The 19,188-nt window shown below is 33.2% G+C and carries 15 protein-coding genes; all 15 read left to right on the top strand.

The window, feature by feature from the left end; translation table 11 throughout:
• Positions 1–10: 10 nt before the first annotated feature.
• The gene (gene hutH / locus HGPB_RS08045; protein ID WP_019133176.1) at positions 11–1,546 is read left to right on the top strand and encodes a histidine ammonia-lyase; all 1,536 of its coding nucleotides are present in this window, start codon (positions 11–13) and stop codon (positions 1,544–1,546) included.
• Between the two features lie 82 nt (positions 1,547–1,628).
• A complete protein-coding gene (locus HGPB_RS08040) occupies positions 1,629–2,507 on the top strand; it encodes a YitT family protein (RefSeq protein ID WP_019133175.1) in 879 nt (292 codons plus the stop codon).
• Between the two features lie 473 nt (positions 2,508–2,980).
• Positions 2,981–3,946, top strand: a complete 966-nt coding sequence (locus tag HGPB_RS08035) for a 3-hydroxyacyl-CoA dehydrogenase (protein ID WP_019133174.1) — start codon at positions 2,981–2,983, stop codon at positions 3,944–3,946.
• 255 nt (positions 3,947–4,201) lie between these two features.
• The gene (locus HGPB_RS08030) at positions 4,202–4,465 is read left to right on the top strand and encodes a hypothetical protein (RefSeq protein WP_019133173.1); all 264 of its coding nucleotides are present in this window, start codon (positions 4,202–4,204) and stop codon (positions 4,463–4,465) included.
• A 304-nt stretch (positions 4,466–4,769) separates the two neighbouring features.
• Positions 4,770–8,501, top strand: coding sequence for a DNA-directed RNA polymerase subunit beta (gene rpoB, locus HGPB_RS08025; RefSeq protein WP_019133172.1), 3,732 nt, complete (start codon positions 4,770–4,772; stop codon positions 8,499–8,501).
• A 71-nt stretch (positions 8,502–8,572) separates the two neighbouring features.
• Positions 8,573–12,160 (top strand): DNA-directed RNA polymerase subunit beta', encoded by a 3,588-nt coding sequence (gene rpoC, locus HGPB_RS08020; protein WP_019133171.1) that lies wholly within the window; start codon positions 8,573–8,575, stop codon positions 12,158–12,160.
• Between the two features lie 151 nt (positions 12,161–12,311).
• On the top strand, positions 12,312–12,875 hold the full coding sequence (locus HGPB_RS08515) for a copper amine oxidase N-terminal domain-containing protein (protein WP_019133170.1): 564 nt from the start codon (positions 12,312–12,314) through the stop codon (positions 12,873–12,875).
• Positions 12,876–13,093: 218 nt separating this feature from the next.
• The gene (locus HGPB_RS08010; protein ID WP_019133169.1) at positions 13,094–13,789 is read left to right on the top strand and encodes a hypothetical protein; all 696 of its coding nucleotides are present in this window, start codon (positions 13,094–13,096) and stop codon (positions 13,787–13,789) included.
• Positions 13,786–14,451 (top strand): hypothetical protein, encoded by a 666-nt coding sequence (locus HGPB_RS08005; RefSeq protein ID WP_019133168.1) that lies wholly within the window; start codon positions 13,786–13,788, stop codon positions 14,449–14,451. Before HGPB_RS08010 ends, HGPB_RS08005 begins: the two co-directional genes overlap by 4 nt.
• 87 nt (positions 14,452–14,538) lie before the next feature.
• A complete protein-coding gene (locus HGPB_RS08000) occupies positions 14,539–15,171 on the top strand; it encodes a hypothetical protein (RefSeq protein ID WP_019133167.1) in 633 nt (210 codons plus the stop codon).
• A gap of 304 nt (positions 15,172–15,475) precedes the next feature.
• Complete coding sequence (locus HGPB_RS07995; RefSeq protein ID WP_019133166.1) at positions 15,476–15,697, top strand: L7Ae/L30e/S12e/Gadd45 family ribosomal protein; 222 nt, start codon at positions 15,476–15,478, stop codon at positions 15,695–15,697.
• 26 nt (positions 15,698–15,723) lie between these two features.
• Complete coding sequence (rpsL, locus tag HGPB_RS07990) at positions 15,724–16,140, top strand: 30S ribosomal protein S12 (RefSeq protein ID WP_019133165.1); 417 nt, start codon at positions 15,724–15,726, stop codon at positions 16,138–16,140.
• A 91-nt stretch (positions 16,141–16,231) separates the two neighbouring features.
• Positions 16,232–16,702, top strand: coding sequence for a 30S ribosomal protein S7 (rpsG, locus tag HGPB_RS07985; RefSeq protein ID WP_019133164.1), 471 nt, complete (start codon positions 16,232–16,234; stop codon positions 16,700–16,702).
• 15 nt (positions 16,703–16,717) lie between these two features.
• On the top strand, positions 16,718–18,802 hold the full coding sequence (gene fusA / locus HGPB_RS07980; protein WP_019133163.1) for an elongation factor G: 2,085 nt from the start codon (positions 16,718–16,720) through the stop codon (positions 18,800–18,802).
• An 18-nt stretch (positions 18,803–18,820) separates the two neighbouring features.
• Positions 18,821–19,188: GTP-binding protein (locus tag HGPB_RS07975; protein ID WP_036738677.1), on the top strand; the 368-nt coding region annotated here is incomplete at its 3' end.

The raw sequence follows: 19,188 nt of genomic DNA, 5'->3' as shown, positions 1-19,188 counted from the left end.
GGAAACAATTATGGATAAAGTTATATTAGACGGCTACAATCTAACACTTGAAGAGGTTATTAATGTAGCCAGATATAAAGCGGAAGTTGAAATCTCCGAAGAAGCAATCGAAAAAGTAAAAGAATCAAGAAAAATTATTGATGAAATAGTAGAAAGTGAAAGAGTTGTTTACGGTGTAAACACAGGATTTGGTTCTCTAATGAGCGTTTCTATTTCAAAAGAAGACTCAGCTCAATTACAAGAAAACTTAATTCGTTCACACGCTAGTGGATATGGTAATCCTCTTTCTGAAGAAGAAGTTAGAGCTGTTATGTTAATCAGAATTAACTCACTAGTTAAAGGTTTCTCAGGTATTAGACTTGAAACAGTTCAAACAATACTTGATATGCTAAACAAGGGTGTAGTTCCTCATATTCCTGAAAAAGGATCAGTAGGAGCAAGTGGAGACCTTGCACCACTTTCTCATATGGTTCTTCCAATGCTTGGCTTAGGTCGTGCATACTTTAAGGGAGAATTAATGTCAGGTAAAGAAGCTATGGAAAAAGCTGGAGTTAAAACAATTACACTTGCAGCTAAAGAAGGTCTAGCTCTTAACAACGGTACTACAGTTCTTACAGCAGTAGGAGCAATTGCAACTTATGATGCTATTCAATTATTAAAACTTGCTGATATAGCAGGTGCTTTATCTCTTGAAGCTCACAGAGGTATTATTGATGCATTCTATGAAAAACTACATTCAATCAGACCTCACAAAGGATGCCTTGCAACAGCTAAAAATATTAGATCACTAACTGAAGGTTCAACTTACATGACTCATACAGCAGAACTTAGAGTTCAAGATGCTTACACATTAAGATGTATGCCTCAATCTCATGGTGCAAACAAAGACACTATAGCTTATGTAAAAGAAAAAGTTGAAATCGAAATTAACTCAGCAACTGATAACCCAATAGTTTACCCAGAAGGAGATATCATTTCTGGAGGTAACTTCCACGGAGAACCAATGGCTCAACCATTTGACTTCCTAGGAATTGGTGCAGCAGAAATTGCAAATATTTCTGAAAGAAGAATTGAAAGACTTGTAAACTCACAACTTTCAAGCTTCCCTTCAATGCTAGTTAAACACCCTGGTCTAAACTCTGGATTCATGATCACTCAATATGCTGCAGCAGCATTAGTATCTGAAAACAAAGTATTAGCTCATCCAGCTTCTGTAGATTCAATTACATCATGCGAAAACCAAGAAGACTTCGTATCTATGGGAACAATAGCTGCAAGAAAAGCAAGAGATATAGTAAGCAACTCACTAAGAGTAGTTGCAACTGAAATCATGGCAGCTTGTCAAGCAATTGACTTCAGAGAAAACGAATTTAAACTTGGTAAAGGTACACAAGTAGCTTATGATGAAGTTAGAAAACACATTAAATTTATAGAAAATGATAATGATACAGAAATGTATAATGAACTTGAAACAGCTACAGCTTTACTAAAAGATGGTACTCTACTAAAAGAAGTAGAAAAAGCTGTTGAATTAGATATTCAATAATTAATATTTTTTAACAGGAGAGGACCACGTCTTCTCCTGTTATTTTTTATTATGGATTATAGAATTGGAGATATAATAAAAGATGAGTTTTAATCTAAAATTAAATTTGGATAGAAAAGACATAATGCGCAAGATTTTTGCAGTTGTAGTTGGAAACTTTTTTTGTGCACTAGCTTTGGTAATTTTTCTAAAACCCAACCATATGATACCGGCTGGAGTTTTGGGAATGTCAACTTTAATTTCTTATGTCAGCGGGATTTCAATTTCTACTTTAATTATTCTAATAAACTTGCCTCTAATTTTACTTGGCATCTTTAAATTAAATAAGGAATTTATGGTTTTCTCGATTATGTCAATATTTATAGTGTCATTTTATGTTAGTTTTATAACAAGACTTTTGCCTGATGGATTTATTATGACAGATAATCTTTTCCTCGGAGCAGTGTTTGGTGGAGCTATAAATGGTTTTGGAATGGGCTTAACCTTAAGACACGGAACCTCAACAGGTGGATTTGATATTGTTGCAACCCTAATAAGAAAAAGCTTTAATATGAAAATCGGTTCTGTTCTTATGGCAATAAACTTTGTAGTTATAACTATATCTGGATTTATTTTCACAAGAGAAACAGCAATGTTTACCCTTATATCACTTTTTGTTGGCTACCAAGTTTCTGATAGAGTCCAACTTGGTGTAGGAAAACAAAAACAAGTCATTATTGTTTCTAGAAAGTATGAAGAAATAACTACTGAATTATATAAAAATCTTCATAGAGGTATGACTTATATGAAGGGTGAAGGAGTTTATAATAAGGAAGATTTAAATGTAATCTTTTTAATTTGTAGCTCTAGAGAACTTGTTACTGTTAGAACAGTTGTAGATAAAGTTGATGAGCACTCTTTTATGGCAGTTTCTGATACAAGTGAAATTTTAGGATCAGGATTTAGAAGAATTGAAATTTAAAATAATTTAATTATAAGATTAAGATCTGGACCTTGCGTCTGGATCTTTTTTATTGCTTATATATAATTAAATCAAAATTATAGTGGATAGTTTGATTTATGACTAAAGATTTTTAGTAGGAAACAATGCTCACAAGAAGCAAAAATATAATAAAGATTAAAAAGAAAAGGTATATGAAAAATAAAACATATGAGAGATGAGAAATTTCAGACCTTATGTGTTTTTTTATTTTTAACTTATATTTTTTCTCATAAATTTCTATTTATAAAGTTTTACTTATTACTTATATAGAAGAAAACATTCCATGAATTACTTTTTTGTATAAAAAGGGAAAATTTAATAAATATTGTTTTAACAAAAATATAAAGGGTAAATAGATAAAATCGGGAGAGTCGATACATAGATTCCGATTCGGGCTCAAGAAGTAAAAAGAACTTTCCTGTGAAAAAAAGAAAATCATAAAGGAGGAAACTATGGAATTTAAGAAAGTAGTATTGTTAGGAGGCGGCGTTCTAGGTACGCAAATCGCATTGATGAGCGCCTACACTGGACATGACACCACCATTTGGTTGCGCAGTGAAGGATCCATCGGCCGCGCCGAACCGAAGATCGAGTATTTTAAAAAAGAAATCCTTAAGGCTCTGGGAGAGTCCAAAAGCCTTATCGGCAATCCTTTGGGCGGATATCTCTATCCCAAGGCACTGATTCGAGATTGGAACGGCATGACAGCTGAAAAAATCGACGAACTACACGCCGAAGTGGAAAAGAACATGAACGAAAAGCTTCATTTGGAATTGGATGCGGAAAAAGCATTGAAGGATGCTGATATCGTTATCGAAGCAATGACTGAAGATCCAAAGCAAAAAATCGAGCTTTACGAAAAATTCCGCGATCTCTTCGATGAAAAGACCATTCTCTGCACCAACTCATCAACCCTACTTCCTTCAACTTTCGCCGAATACACAGGCCGTCCTGAAAAATACATGGCCCTACACTTCGCCAACGAAATTTGGAGATACAACACAGCAGAATGCATGGGTCACGAGGGTACAGATCCTGCTGTCTATGACGATGTGGTGCGCTTTGCTGAAGAAATCAATATGGAACCTATTAAGTTGCACAAAGAACAACCAGGCTACGTTTTAAACTCCCTATTGGTTCCCCTTTTAGATGCAGGCTCAGCCCTATGGGCAAAAGGTGTTGCCGATCCAGAAACAATCGACAAAGCATGGCGTCTAGCTACCGGAGCACCAGCAGGACCATTTAAAATCATGGACGTGGTTGGTCTAAAAACAGTTTATGCTATCGTCAGCATGAAAGAAGATGCCAAGGATCCCGATTCTTTGAACCACAAAATCCTAACTATGATCGGAGAAAAGGTGGAAAAAGGCGAGCTAGGTGTTGCTTCCGGCAAGGGCTTTTACACTTACGACGAATAAATAAATCACAAGCAAAATCCGCGGGCATGTCCCTGCGGATTTATTTTATATGAAGAGATATTTCTATCCACCATTTGTTGTAATGAGAAAAATAGATATATAGAATGGTAATTTAAAAGAAATAATTATATACTAATATAAAGTGATATTTATTTACTTATTTAAATTGTTTTACTCGTTAGACAACAAAACAGTATAAATAGTTAAATGATTTAATATGCAAGCTATAAACTTAAGTTTCTCAGGAGGTATACTATGATTAGACGTGTGCTTATTTTCAATGAGATTTTTACTAGTATAGTAATTCTTTCTTTAATTCTTTATGCCAACGATTTTATAGGTGTGAAATATATAAACTTATTACAAGTCTTGTCTATACTCTCTTCATTAGTTCTAGCTATCATGTATGAAAAAAATTATAAGGGTCTCAAGTCTACAAAAAGATCTCACTACTATGTTTTGGTTTTGGTCTTAATATATGCTGGAGCTGTAATACAAATTATAAAATATTTTAAATAAATTAAACTGACCTAGAGCTTTTTCTTTAGGTCAGTTTTTTTATATCTTTATAAAAATTTACTTATATATAGGAAGAAAATATTTTATGGATTACTTTTTTCTATAAAAAGGGTAAATAATAATTATACATAATTTTTAATGAGGATATTTTTTTGTTTATTTGTGGTAATTTAAATAAAAAAATATTTGAGAATACTTTATTTTATGGTATAATAACTAATTGCATATAATAAAGTAAACTGGTGTAGTATTCTCTAAATTAGGGCAAAAACTAATTTAGAAATAGAGGGGTGAATGAAAAAATATGGTACATCCTGTCAAATATGGAAAAAGAGAAAGGATGAGCTTTTCTCGTATTCCGGAAGTATTATCAATTCCTAATCTTATTGAAGTGCAGACAGCATCTTTCAAATGGCTTTTAGACAAGGGTTTAAAAGAAGTTTTTGATGATGTATCACCAATAGAGGATTATTCTGGAAATTTAATTTTAGAATTTGTAGATTATTATGTATCTGATGAAATCAAATATGATATCGACGAAGCAAAAGAAAGAGATACTAATTATTCTGCACCTCTAAAGGTAAAGGTTAGGCTTATAAGTACAGAAACAGGAGAAGTTAAGGAGCAAGAAGTCTTCATGGGAGATCTTCCTTTAATGACTCCGACAGGCACTTTTGTAATTAATGGGGCTGAACGTGTTGTAGTTTCACAACTTGTTAGAAGTCCTGGAGCCTATTATAAGGGCGAAACTGACAAAATAGGCGATGATTTATTTTCATCTACATTGATACCAAACAGAGGAGCATGGCTTGAATTTGAAACTGATGCTCAAGGTGTTATTAATGTAAGAATTGATAGGGCGAGAAAGATTCCTTCAACAATACTCTTAAGAGCTATTGGGGTTGAAAGTGATCAAGAAATAAAGGAAATGCTTGGAGAAAGCGATCATTTATTAAAGACACTTGAAAAGGATTCAACGCAAAATAAGGAAGAGGCTTTAATTGAAATATATAAAAAGCTAAGACCTGGTGAGCCACCAACAATCGATTCTGCAACATCGCTATTTGAAAACATGTTTTTCGATGCAAGAAGATATGATCTTGCTCATGTTGGTCGTTATAAGTTTAATAAAAAACTTGGAATAGCAACAAGAATAGAAAATCATTATGCTAGCTACGATATAGTAAATCCATTAACTGGAGAAATTTTAGCAGCTAAGGGCGATATCATCACAGAGGAAATCGCAAATGAAGTTGAAAAAGCTGGCATCAATGAAATTATTGTTACTATAAAAGCAACAAGAGAAAATGAAGAAGATAAAGAAGTAAAGGTTATAGGTAATAACTTTGCCTATGTTGATGAAGATGAACTAGGCTTTAGCTTAGAAGAGCTAGACTTTAGAGAAAAAGTTTATCTACCTTTATTTAGAGAACTATATGAAGAATATTCAGATGATATAGAAGAATTTAAAAAAGCTTTAGTTGAAAATCGCAATGCTTTAAGTCCAAAACATATTGTAATAGATGATATGTTAGCAGCAATTTCCTATGAATATGGTTTATTCAATGGAATAGGACAAGTTGACGATATTGACCACTTAGGCAATAGAAGAATAAGATCTGTTGGAGAACTTTTACAAAACCAATTTAGAATTGGTGTTTCTAGAATGGAAAGAGTTATTCGTGAAAGAATGACTGTTCAAGATGTTGCTGCAACTACCCCACAATCTCTTATCAATATCAGACCTGTAACAGCGGCAATTAAAGAGTTTTTTGGATCTTCACAATTATCACAATTTATGGATCAAAACAACCCTCTATCAGAATTAACTCACAAAAGAAGGTTATCTGCACTTGGACCTGGTGGGTTGAGCAGAGATAGAGCAGGATTTGAAGTGCGTGATGTTCATAATTCACACTATGGAAGAATGTGTCCGATAGAAACCCCTGAAGGACCAAACATAGGACTTATTACTTCACTAACAACTTATGCTAGAATCAACGAATATGGTTTTATTGAAACTCCATATAGAAAAGTTGTTGATGGAGTAGTAACAGATAAGATTGAGTATATAACCGCTGATGTAGAATACGAACAAATAATAGCTCAATCAAATGAAAAACTTGATGAAAACGGAAAATTTATAAATGATAGAGTCGTTGCAAGAGGTCATGAAGGAGTCGTAGATATTTACGCTTCTAATGAAGTTACCTACATGGATGTTTCACCTCAACAAATTGTTGCTGTTGGTACATCAATGATTCCTTTCCTTGAAAATGATGACGCGAACAGAGCTCTAATGGGGGCCAACATGCAACGTCAAGCTGTTCCTCTTCTAAAAACTGAGGCTCCAGTAATTGGAACTGGTATAGAATATAGGGCAGCAAAAGACTCAGGTGTTGTAATTGTTGCACCTGAAGATGGAGAAATAAAGAAGGTTGCTTCTGATAAGATTGTATTTAAAAGAGATTCTGATGGAAATACAGAAGAATTTAAGTTACACAAATTTATCGGCGGAAACCAAAGTACAACAATTAACCAAAGACCTATTGTTAAGCAAGGTCAAAAAGTTAAAAAAGGCGAAGTTATTGCAGATGGACCATCAACCGATCTAGGAGAAATGGCCCTTGGTAAAAATATCTTAATTGCCTTTATGAACTGGGAAGGTTATAACTACGAAGATGCTATCTTAGTAAATCAAGAACTAGTAATAAATGATACACTTACTTCTCTTCATATAGAAGAATATGAATCTGAAGCAAGAGATACAAAACTAGGACCTGAAGAAATTACAAGAGATATTCCAAATGTTGGAGACGACATGCTTAGAGACCTAGATGAAAGAGGTATTATAAGAATTGGAGCAGAAGTTAAACCTAACAGTATTTTGGTAGGAAAGGTTACACCAAAGGGAGAAACTGAATTATCAGCTGAAGAAAGACTTCTTCGTGCTATATTCGGAGAAAAAGCTAGAGAAGTTAGAGATGCTTCTTTAAGACTTCCTCATGGTGAATCTGGAATAATTATAGATGTTAAGACTTTTACAAGAGCAGCAGGAGATGAACTTCAACCAGGCGTTAATGAAATGGTTAGAGTTTTTGTTGCTACTAAAAGAAAAATCCAAGTCGGAGACAAGATGTGTGGTAGACACGGTAACAAGGGTGTAATTTCTAGGGTACTACCTAAGGAAGACATGCCTTATATGCCAGATGGAACTCCAATACAAATTGTTCTTAACCCACTTGGTGTACCATCTCGTATGAACCTTGGACAAGTTCTTGAAGTCCATTTAGGACTTGCAGCTAAAAAATTAGGTTGGCATGTTGCTACACCTGTATTTGATGGTGCAAACGAACAAGATATCATCGATTCGTTAAAGAAGGCTGGATATCCAGAAGATGGAAAAATCCAATTAAGAGATGGTAGAACTGGAGAAGAATTTGACCACCCTGTAACAGTTGGTTACATGTATATGTTAAAACTTCACCACTTGGTTGATGAAAAGATCCATGCTAGATCAATTGGACCTTATTCACTTGTAACTCAACAACCACTTGGTGGTAAGGCACAATTTGGTGGACAAAGATTTGGAGAAATGGAAGTTTGGGCTCTTGAAGCTTACGGTGCTTCATATACTCTACAAGAAATGTTAACTGTAAAAAGTGATGACATTGTTGGAAGGGTTAAAACTTATGAAGCTATCATAAAAGGTGAAGAAGTACCTCAACCAGGAGTTCCTGAATCATTTAAGGTACTAATAAAAGAATTAGAGTCCCTAGCACTAGAAATTCAAGTGCTTGATTCTGATGGAAATCAAGTTGATCTTCAAGCTAATGAGGAAGATTTAGACAACATAGATAATCTTGCAGATCAAAAAACTGATGAAAAGCAAGAAGTAGAAGATATGGTTAAAGAAACTGGATCAACTACAATCACCGGTATAAGAAAAATTTCTAGCATGCCAGATGAAGGTTTTGTACCTGAAGATGAGGATGAAGAAGAAATAGACTATTCCGAAGAAGAAGATCAAGAATAAGATTAGTATTATTTATGGTATATATTTTAAATTGATTTAGTCAATTTAATTAAAGAAAGGAGAGAAGCTCCTTGAGCGAACATGAATTATTCCATTCAATAAAAATAGGATTGGCTTCACCTGAAAAGATCAGACAATGGTCTTATGGAGAAGTAAAAAAACCTGAAACTATAAACTATAGAACCTTAAAACCTGAAAAAGAAGGACTTTTTTGCGAAAAAATATTTGGACCAACAAAAGACTGGGAATGTAATTGTGGTAAATACAAAAGAGTTAGGTACAAAGGCGTAGTTTGTGAAAAATGTGGAGTTGAAGTAACTAAGGCTAAGGTACGTCGTGAAAGAATGGGTCATATTGAACTTGCAGCCCCTGTTTCACACATTTGGTACTTCAAAGGAATTCCATCAAGAATGGGTCTTGTACTTGATATGAGTCCTAGAGCTCTTGAAAAAGTTTTATATTTTGCATCTTTTGTAGTTACAAGAGTAGAAGCTGGAGAAACTCCACTTTATGTTAAACAAATATTAAGTGAAATTGAATATAGAGAATACAAAAAAGAATACGGCGACAAATTTGAAGCCGGAATGGGTGCAGAAGCTGTAAAAAAATTATTAATGGATGTTGATTTAAACAAGGAATCAGAAGAACTAACTGCAGAACTAGAAAATGCTAGTGGACAAAAGAAAGTTAGAGTTTCTAGAAGACTTGAAATAATCGAAGCCTTTATTAAATCAAAAAATAAACCTGAATGGATGGTGCTTGATGCTATTCCAGTAATTCCACCAGATCTAAGACCTATGGTTCAACTTGATGGTGGTAGGTTTGCAACATCTGATTTAAACGATTTATACAGAAGAATAATAAACAGAAATAACAGACTTAAAAAACTACTAGATATCAATGCGCCAGATATTATAGTAAGAAATGAAAAAAGAATGTTACAAGAAGCAGTAGATGCTTTAATAGACAATGGTAGAAGAGGAAGACCTGTTACAGGACCAGGAAACAGACCTCTAAAATCTTTATCTGAAATGTTAAAAGGTAAACAAGGTCGTTTCAGACAAAACTTACTTGGTAAACGTGTTGACTATTCAGGACGTTCTGTAATTGTTGTTGGACCAGAATTGAAATTCTATCAATGTGGTCTTCCAAGAAACATGGCATTAGAACTTTTCAAACCATTTGTTATGAGAGAACTTGTTTCTAGAGGCCATGCTCACAATATAAAATCAGCAAAAAGATTAGTTGAAAAACAAAAAGAAGAAGTTTGGGATGTATTAGAAGAAGTAATAAAAGATCATCCAGTGCTACTTAACCGTGCACCTACTCTACACAGACTTGGTATTCAAGCTTTTGAACCAGTATTAGTAGAAGGAAAATCAATAAAACTTCATCCACTTGCATGTACAGCCTACAACGCAGACTTTGATGGGGACCAAATGGCAGTCCATCTTCCTCTATCAACAGAAGCGCAAGCTGAAGCAAGACTTTTAATGCTTTCAACAAATAATATACTTGCCCTTAAAGATGGTAAACCTATAACAACACCTACTCAAGATATGGTACTTGGTTGCTATTATCTTTCAGTAGATACTGGACAAAAAGGTTTCAAGGGCGAAGGCATGATCTTCTCAGACTATGATGAAATGATGCATGCATACTACTGCGACCTACTTCACCTACATGCAAAAGTTGGTGTTAGAATCTATGCTGATGAAAATGATAAAACTGGTAAGATTATCTACTCACAAGCAGGTAGGTTTATCCTAAACTCATTCATATCTCAAGACCTAGGTTTTGTTGATAGAAGTAAGGATAAATATTCACTTGAAGTTGATCAAGTAATAGATAAAAAATTACTAGGTAAGATCATTGAAAAAACTTATAAAAAACACGGAAATATAGAAACTGCAAAACTTCTTGACCACATAAAAGAAACTGGATATCACTATTCAACTATTGGAGCAATTTCAATATCAATGGCAGATATTCAAATACCTGATACAAAACCGGCAATACTTGAAGATGCTAAAAAAGAAGTTGCTAAGTATGAAAAAGTATTCAGAAGAGGTTTCATATCTGATGAAGAACGTTATGAAAAAGTAATAGAAATTTGGAATAATGCAACAGACGTTCTAACTGATGATGTAATGGCAGGTTTTGATAAATTAAATAATATTTATATCATGGCTGATTCTGGAGCCAGAGGTTCTAAAAACCAAATTAGACAATTAGCAGGTATGCGTGGTCTAATGGCCTCACCTTCAGGAAAGACAATAGAAGTTCCAATCACATCAAACTTCCGTGAAGGACTTTCAGTACTAGAATTTTACATGTCAGCACATGGATCTAGAAAAGGTCTAGCAGATACAGCAATCAGAACTGCTGACTCAGGATATTTAACTCGTAGACTAGTTGATGTTTCTCAACAAGTTATTGTTAAAGAAGAAGATTGTGGAACTGATGAATATATAGTTGTAAAAGACTTTAAAGATGGTAATGAAATCATCGAAAAATTAATAGATAGAATTGAAGGAAGATTTTCTGCAGAAGAAATTACTGATCCAAACACTGGAAAAGTAATAGTTGGCAAAAATGAAGAAATTACTGATGAAATAGCAGAAGAAATCGTAAATGCTGGAATAACAGAAGTAAAAGTAAGATCAGTATTAGGTTGTAAATGTAAAGATGGAGTTTGTATCCACTGCTATGGCAGAAACCTTGCAACAGGCAAAAAAGTTGGCATAGGTGAAGCTGTTGGAGTTATAGCAGCTCAATCAATAGGTGAACCTGGTACACAACTTACAATGCGTACTTTCCACACTGGTGGTGTTGCATCAGCTGCAGATATTACACAAGGTCTTCCTCGTGTTGAAGAATTATTTGAAGCTAGAAAACCAAAAGGTCTAGCAGTTATATCTGAAATAGATGGTACAGTTAGCATAAAAGAACACAACAATAAAAGAGAGGTTGTTGTAACAAATGAAGATGGAGAAGCTCAAAACTACAATATAGTTTTCGGATCAAGACTAAAAGTCAAAGAAGGAGATTATGTAGAAAAAGGACAAGAATTAACACAAGGTTCAGTATATCCTCAAGACCTTTTAAGAGTAAAAGGAACAAAGGGTGTAGAAGAATATATAGTTAAGGAAGTTCAAAGAGTTTATAGACTTCAAGGTGTTGATATCAACGATAAGCATATTGAAATTATAGTAAGACAAATGCTTTCTAAGATAAAAATCACAGAATCAGGAAATACAAAACTTCTTCCAGGCTCTTTAGTAGATAAGGCAGACTTTATCGAAGAAAATAAGAAGATGGAAGAACAAGGACTTGAACCAGCAGAAGGAATTCAAACTCTATTAGGTATTACAAAAGCTTCACTTGCAACAGATTCTTTCTTATCAGCAGCATCTTTCCAAGAAACAACAAGAGTTCTTACAGATGCAGCAATAAAAGGAAAAGAAGACTTCTTAAACGGACTAAAAGAAAACATAATTATTGGTCAACTTATACCAGCAGGTACAGGTGCAAGAAAAAACAATAATGTACAAATTTCTATTAATGATAAATTAAAAGAAAACTTTATGCTACTTGAAAACTCTGAAAAACTAGACACAAGAAGTTTAGAAAAAGAAGAAGCAAGCGTTGAAGAATAATTAAAAAAAGAGGGTTAAGCCCTCTTTTTTTTATGCCTAAGTATATAAAAAATTAAATAAGAATCATAAAAGTTTTATTTATACAGCAGGGTTTGATAGAATATAAGAAGAAAGTAAAAAGAGTGGCAATATTAAAAGAAAGGAAAAAATTATGAATAAAAAACTATACATACTATTTACAACAATCTTAGTTCTTAGCTTTGGAATATTTACAAATGTTTATGCTGAATCGCCAGTAAAAATAAACATAAATGGTAAAGAAGTTAAAACGGATGTAGACCCTTATATAAAAAATGGAAGAACAATGGTGCCAGTAAGATTTATTTCAGAGGCTTTAGGAGCAGAAGTAAAATATGGAGAAGACAAAAAATATAATTTCCAATGGGTATATGTAAGGGCTAAAAAAGATGATTTAGGTCTTTCTATGAAAATTGGATATCCTATTGCAACAATCAGCGAGGGAACATACAGAACAGACGTAGCCCCAGAAATTAAAAATTCAAGAACAATGCTGCCACTTAGATTTATAGCAGATTATCTTTGCCTAGATGTAAATTGGGACGATGCAACAAAAACCGTCTACCTAACAAGTAAAAAAGGATGGTCTTTTGGTGGATTAGATAAATATTTTGATGAAGAAGCAAGTAGAAAACTTGGAGAATGGCTTATGAATCAAAATAAGACACACGAGCAATATATGAACATATTTAAATAAGAGTGCTAGCCACTCTTTTTTTATGATTATTAAACTCCAAACATATGCCTAATTTAGAACTTAACTCGGAATAGAATGGTTTGAAAGCAGTATATATAAGGGTAAGACTATAATAACAAAGCAATAAAAGGTGATTTACTTAGAGTTATTGGAATTAGGATTGCAGAAATTTAAGTGTATAAGTTTTAATTAAGGAAAATTAAAGGAGGAGAAAGTTTATGAAAAGAATATTAGTATTTTTATTTACGATTCTATTTGTTTTAAATTCATCAAAATTTGTACATGCAAATGGTTTAGAATCAAACAGAGAAAACAAGGTTAGTGGTGTGATTGTAGGATTTGAAACGATTTATAAGGAAGATATATTTGGAAATTCTAGTGATGAAGAAATTGATATGATAATTGACAAAATCACTCAGTATGCAGTTGACAAAGCAAATACAGAAAATATAGTATTAGATCGAGTTGACGAAGCTGTTTTAAAGGAACTTGATATTAAAAATGTAAACCCTGAATTTTTAGATAAAATATGTTTAACTGTTACGATAAAAAATTCAGTTGATACTAAAAAATATATTGAAGTTGAAAGAAAAGATGAGAACGTTTTAAGAGCTCCTGATGAAGTACCTATAAGAAAATATTTTGATTACCATGTTTCTGTTTTTAGTGAAGATACTGGTGTACTATATAAATCAAAATTTGCTACTACTGTAAGTGGATTTAAGAGCAATGTAAGGGCTTATGCAAGAATAACAGGCTTAGATATTAGGCAAATATCAGGTCCTATACTTACATATGAGAGTTATATTGAAGCTGGAGGACAAAAAGCAAGTATAACATTTTGGTCTCCTGACCGATCAGGCAATATAGACAGAGATTTTTATGTGAGAGGAGATGACTTCTATAAATTATGAAAATTTTAAAAATATCTAATAAAGATAATATAAACATTTACATAATATCTTTAGTTTGTATATTTTTAATAGCTATTAATTTAAGCTCCTGTGTTGGAATGAGTCAGGAAGAAAGAGATAAGGAACTTATAGAAAAAGAAGATTTTATTCTACCAAAAGTTTGGTTTAAAGATTATAAAAGCTCAGAGGAAGTCCTTAAAGGAATGACAAAAAAAGAGAGAGAAGAATTTATGCATGATTTGTACGATGCTGTCTGTAAGTATTATGAAGAGAATAAAGATTTTAAAGTAAAAGATATCGTGCTAAAAGTTTTAGATGACTACGATATAGATGAGGATCAGTTGGATAAATTTAATATTCGTTTTAATACTCTTCATATGGTCGATGAAAAAAGATACAATATAAAATTCAACAATATTTCTATGACTTATAGTTATGATGAAAAAAATGAAACAGACCAAGATTATTTTCCAGGCAAAACTGATGAAGAAATTGATGAAATAATTAACAAAATTATGGAATATGCAAAGGAAACAGCGAAAAAAGGAGAAGAGGTAAAACTAAGTCCAGAAGTTATGGATGAGCTTGGAATAGATAGCTACAATAAAGATAAATTGGATGAATTCACTTTTCAATATTCTTATATTAGAGATATAGAATAGGAATTTATGTATTTTATATAATTTCAAAGCCAATATAATGATTTTAAAGATTAAAATCTTATAAAGTTACATTAAAAGGGTGATTTTATGAAAATAAAGAAAATTAGTATCTTAGCCTTAATAGGTATTCTTTTACTTTCTTTAGCAGCTTGTAATAATCAAGCAGAAGAAAGAGATAAGGAACTTATAGAAAAAGAAGACTTTATTCTACCAGGTGTTTGGTTTAAAGATTATAAAAGCTCAGAGGAAGTTCTTAAAGGAATGACAAAAAAAGAGAGAGAAGAATTTATGTTTGATTTGCAAGATGCTGTCTATAAGTATTATGAAGAGAATAAAGATTTTAAAGTAAAAGATACAGTATTAAAAGTTTTAGATGACTATGATATAGATGAGGGTCAGTTGGATAAATTTAATATTCGTTTTAATACCCTTCATATGGTCGATGAAAAAAGATACAATATAAAATTTAGCAATATTTCTATGACTTATGATTATGATGAAAAAAATGAAACAGACCAAGATTGTTTTCCAGGCAAAACTGATGAAGAAATTGATGAAATAATTAAAAAAATTATGGAATATGCAAAGGAAACAGCAAAAAAAGGAAAAGAGGTAAAACTAAGTCCGGAAGTTATGGATGAGCTTGGAATAGATAGCTACAATAAAGATAAATTGGATAATTTCATTTTTCGATATTCTTATACTAGAGATATAGAATAGGAATTTATGTATTTTATATAATTTTAAGGGAAGGTAAAATTACCTTCTCTTTTTATTTTGTATAAGTTTTTGTTAATAGAAATTTATTGCAGAAATAATATAATAAAAATTTTTATTATATTATTTTATTTATTAATTTTATTTGTTATACTATAAAAGTCTTAAAAGACTATAAATAGCTAAATATAGCAAAAAAATATTGACTAAGACTGCTTGTAATGATAAACTAGTACAGTATCTAATATATTAAGACTACCTAGAGCAAATAGGTAGTTTTAATTGTGTATAGATAGGAGGTGCTCATATGGGAAAAGTAGTGGGCACAAAACAAGTAATTAAGGCAATAAGAAGTGATAAGACTAAAGAAGTTTTCCTAGCTCTAGATACAGATGAAAATTTAAAAGACAAGATACTGAGCGAATGTAATAAAAATGATGTAAAAATCAATTACATTGATACAAAAAAAGAGCTTGGTGAACAATTTGGTATTGGTATTAATGCTGCTACTGCGGCAATATTAATATAAATAAAAATTTTAAGGAGGTGCAATTAATGCCAACAATTAATCAACTAGTTAAAAAAGGTAGAAAGAATATTAAATCAAAATCTAAATCACCTGCACTTGATGTAAACTTTGACGTTCTAAAAAAGGAAGAAACTAAAGTTAACTCTCCTCAAAAAAGAGGTGTATGTGTAGCTGTAAGAACTGTTACTCCTAAGAAGCCTAACTCAGCACTTAGAAAAGTTGCCAGAGTTCGTCTTACTAATGGATACGAAGTAATGGCTTATATTCCTGGTATAGGACACAACCTACAAGAACACAGTGTTGTACTAATTCGTGGTGGAAGAGTAAAAGACCTTCCAGGTGTTAGATACCACATTGTAAGAGGTACTCTAGATACAGCAGGAGTAGATGAAAGAAGACAAGCAAGATCAAAATACGGTACAAAGAAACCAAAAAATAAATAATAATGATTTAATTTCTTATATATAGATTTTTGGCTTAACGGTCACTAGCCGAGTACCAATGAATCGACTATATAGTTAAGGAGGGAAGTTTATGCCAAGAAAAGGTCACATTCAGAAAAGAGAAGTAATGGCTGATCCTAAGTATGATAATGTAGTTATCACAAAACTTATTAATAACGTAATGCTTGATGGCAAAAAGGGAACAGCTCAAAAAATAGTATACGGTGCATTTGATGCTATAGAAGAAGCAACTGGAGAAGATGCAATTGAAGTTTTCGAAAAAGCTTTAAATAATGTAATGCCTGTATTAGAAGTTAAAGGTAGAAGAATTGGTGGGGCAACTTACCAAGTACCTATGGAAGTTAGACCTGAAAGACGTCAAACACTAGGACTAAGATGGATAGTAAAATATGCAAGAGCTAGAGGAGAAAAAACTATGGCTGAAAGACTTGCAAAAGAAATACTAGATGCATCAAACAGTCTAGGTGGAAGCGTTAAGAGAAAAGAAGAAATGCATAGAACAGCAGAAGCTAATAAAGCCTTTGCTCACTATAGATGGTAAAAGGAGGATAGCCGAATGGCTCGTGAAATACCACTAAAAAAAGTTAGAAATATCGGTATCATGGCTCACATCGATGCCGGAAAAACTACTACTACAGAACGTATTCTGTATTATACTGGTAAAATCCACAAAATTGGTGAAACACACGAAGGTGCTGCACAAATGGACTGGATGCAACAAGAGCAAGAAAGAGGTATCACTATAACATCTGCAGCTACTACGGCTTTCTGGAAGGGTTATAGATTAAATATAATTGATACCCCAGGACACGTTGACTTTACAGTAGAAGTAGAAAGATCTTTGAGAGTTCTTGATGGTACTGTTGCACTATTTGATGCAAAAAGTGGTGTTGAACCTCAATCAGAAACAGTTTGGAGACAAGCTGATAAATACGGAGTTCCAAGAATAGCTCACATCAACAAAATGGATGTTACTGGAGCAGATTTCTTTAGATCAGTAGCTACAATAGATAAAAAACTTCAAGGTAATCCAGTTCCTATTCAAGTTCCAATGGGAGCAGAAGAAAATTTCATAGGTATGATTGACCTAGTTGAAATGGTTGCTGAAGTTTATAAAAATGAAGACGGAACTGAAATTGAAATTACAGACATTCCAGAAGAATACATGGAATTAGCTCAAAAATACAGAGAAGAAATGATAGAAAAGGTTTCAGAATTTGATGAAGACCTAATGATGGCTTACCTAGAAGGTGAAGAAATCACTGATGATCAAATCAAAAAAGCTATCAGAAAAGGTACAATATCAGTACAAATGACACCAGTAACTTGTGGTTCTTCATACAAGAACAAGGGTGTTCAATTACTACTAGATGCTATCATTGACTATCTTCCATCTCCACTTGACATTCCACCAGTAAAAGGAATTGAAGTTGGAACAGATGAAATAGTTGAAAGAAAAGCAGATGAAAAAGAACCTCTATCAGCACTTGCATTTAAAATTGTAACTGACCCATATGTAGGTAAGCTTGCTTACTTTAGAGTATACTCAGGTACAATCGAAGCAGGTTCTTATGTATTAAACTCTAGCAAAAACAAAAGAGAAAGACTTGGACGTATTCTACTTATGCACGCAAATAAGAGAGAAGAAGTTGAAGTTGTTCACGCTGGAGAAATAGCTGCAGCTGTAGGTCTTAAAGATACAGGTACAGGCGATACACTTTGCGATGAAAAAGCACCTGTTATTCTAGAAAAAATGGAATTCCCAGAACCAGTTATCTCTGTTGCAATAGAACCAAAGACAAAAGCATCTCAAGATAAGATGGCAATTGCTCTTGCAAAACTTGCAGAAGAAGATCCAACATTCAGAACATACACTGATGAAGAAACAGGACAAACAATCATAGCAGGTATGGGAGAACTACATCTAGATATCATAGTTGATAGACTATTAAGAGAATTTAAAGTAGAAGCTAACATCGGTAGCCCACAAGTATCTTACAGAGAATCAATTACTAAACCAGCTGAAGGCGAAGGAAAATACGTACGTCAATCAGGTGGTCGTGGTCAATATGGTCATGCTAAGATTAAAATCGAACCACTTGAACCAGGTTCAGGTTATATATTCGAAAACAAAATCGTTGGAGGAGCTATACCAAAAGATTATATAGGATCTGTACAACAAGGTATTGAAGAAGCTCTTCAATCTGGTATCCTTGGTGGATATGAAGTATTAGATGTAAAAGTTACTCTATACGATGGTTCTTACCACGATGTTGACTCATCAGAAATGGCATTTAAAATTGCAGGATCTATGGCAGTTAGAGATGCTTTAGCACACGGTGATCCAGTGCTTCTAGAACCAACAATGAAAGTTGAAATTACAACACCTGAAGAATACATGGGTGATGTAATCGGAGATATAAACTCAAGAAGAGGTAGAATGGAAGGTATGGAATTAGTTGGTAATGCTCAAATCGTTACTGCTTACGTACCACTTGCTGAAATGTTTGGATATGCTACATCTCTACGTTCAAACACTCAAGGTAGAGCAACACATTCAATGCAATTCGACCATTATGAACAAGTACCGAATTCAATAGCTGATGAAGTACTAGAAGGAAAAAATAAGGATAACGATTAATTCTTAGGAGGATAAATTATGGCAAAGCAAAAATTTGAAAGAAATAAACCACACGTAAACATAGGAACAATCGGTCACGTAGACCACGGTAAAACAACAACAACAGCAGCAATAACACTAGTATTAAACAAAAGATACGGTGGAGGAGAATTCGTAGACTACGCACACATAGATAAAGCACCAGAAGAAAGAGAAAGAGGAATCACAATCTCAACATCACACGTAGAATACGAAACACCAAACAGACACTACGCACACGTAGACTGCCCAGGACACGCTGACTATGTAAAAAACATGATCACAGGAGCAGCACAAATGGACGGAGCAATCCTAGTAGTATCAGCAGCAGATGGACCAATGCCACAAACAAGAGAACACATCCTATT

It is taken from the genome of Peptoniphilus obesi ph1, assembly GCF_000311865.1.
GTDB lineage: Bacteria > Bacillota > Clostridia > Tissierellales > Peptoniphilaceae > Peptoniphilus_E > Peptoniphilus_E obesi.
The sequence above is the reverse complement of the archived record's forward strand: the minus strand, read 5'-3'. Positions and strand labels throughout refer to the sequence as shown.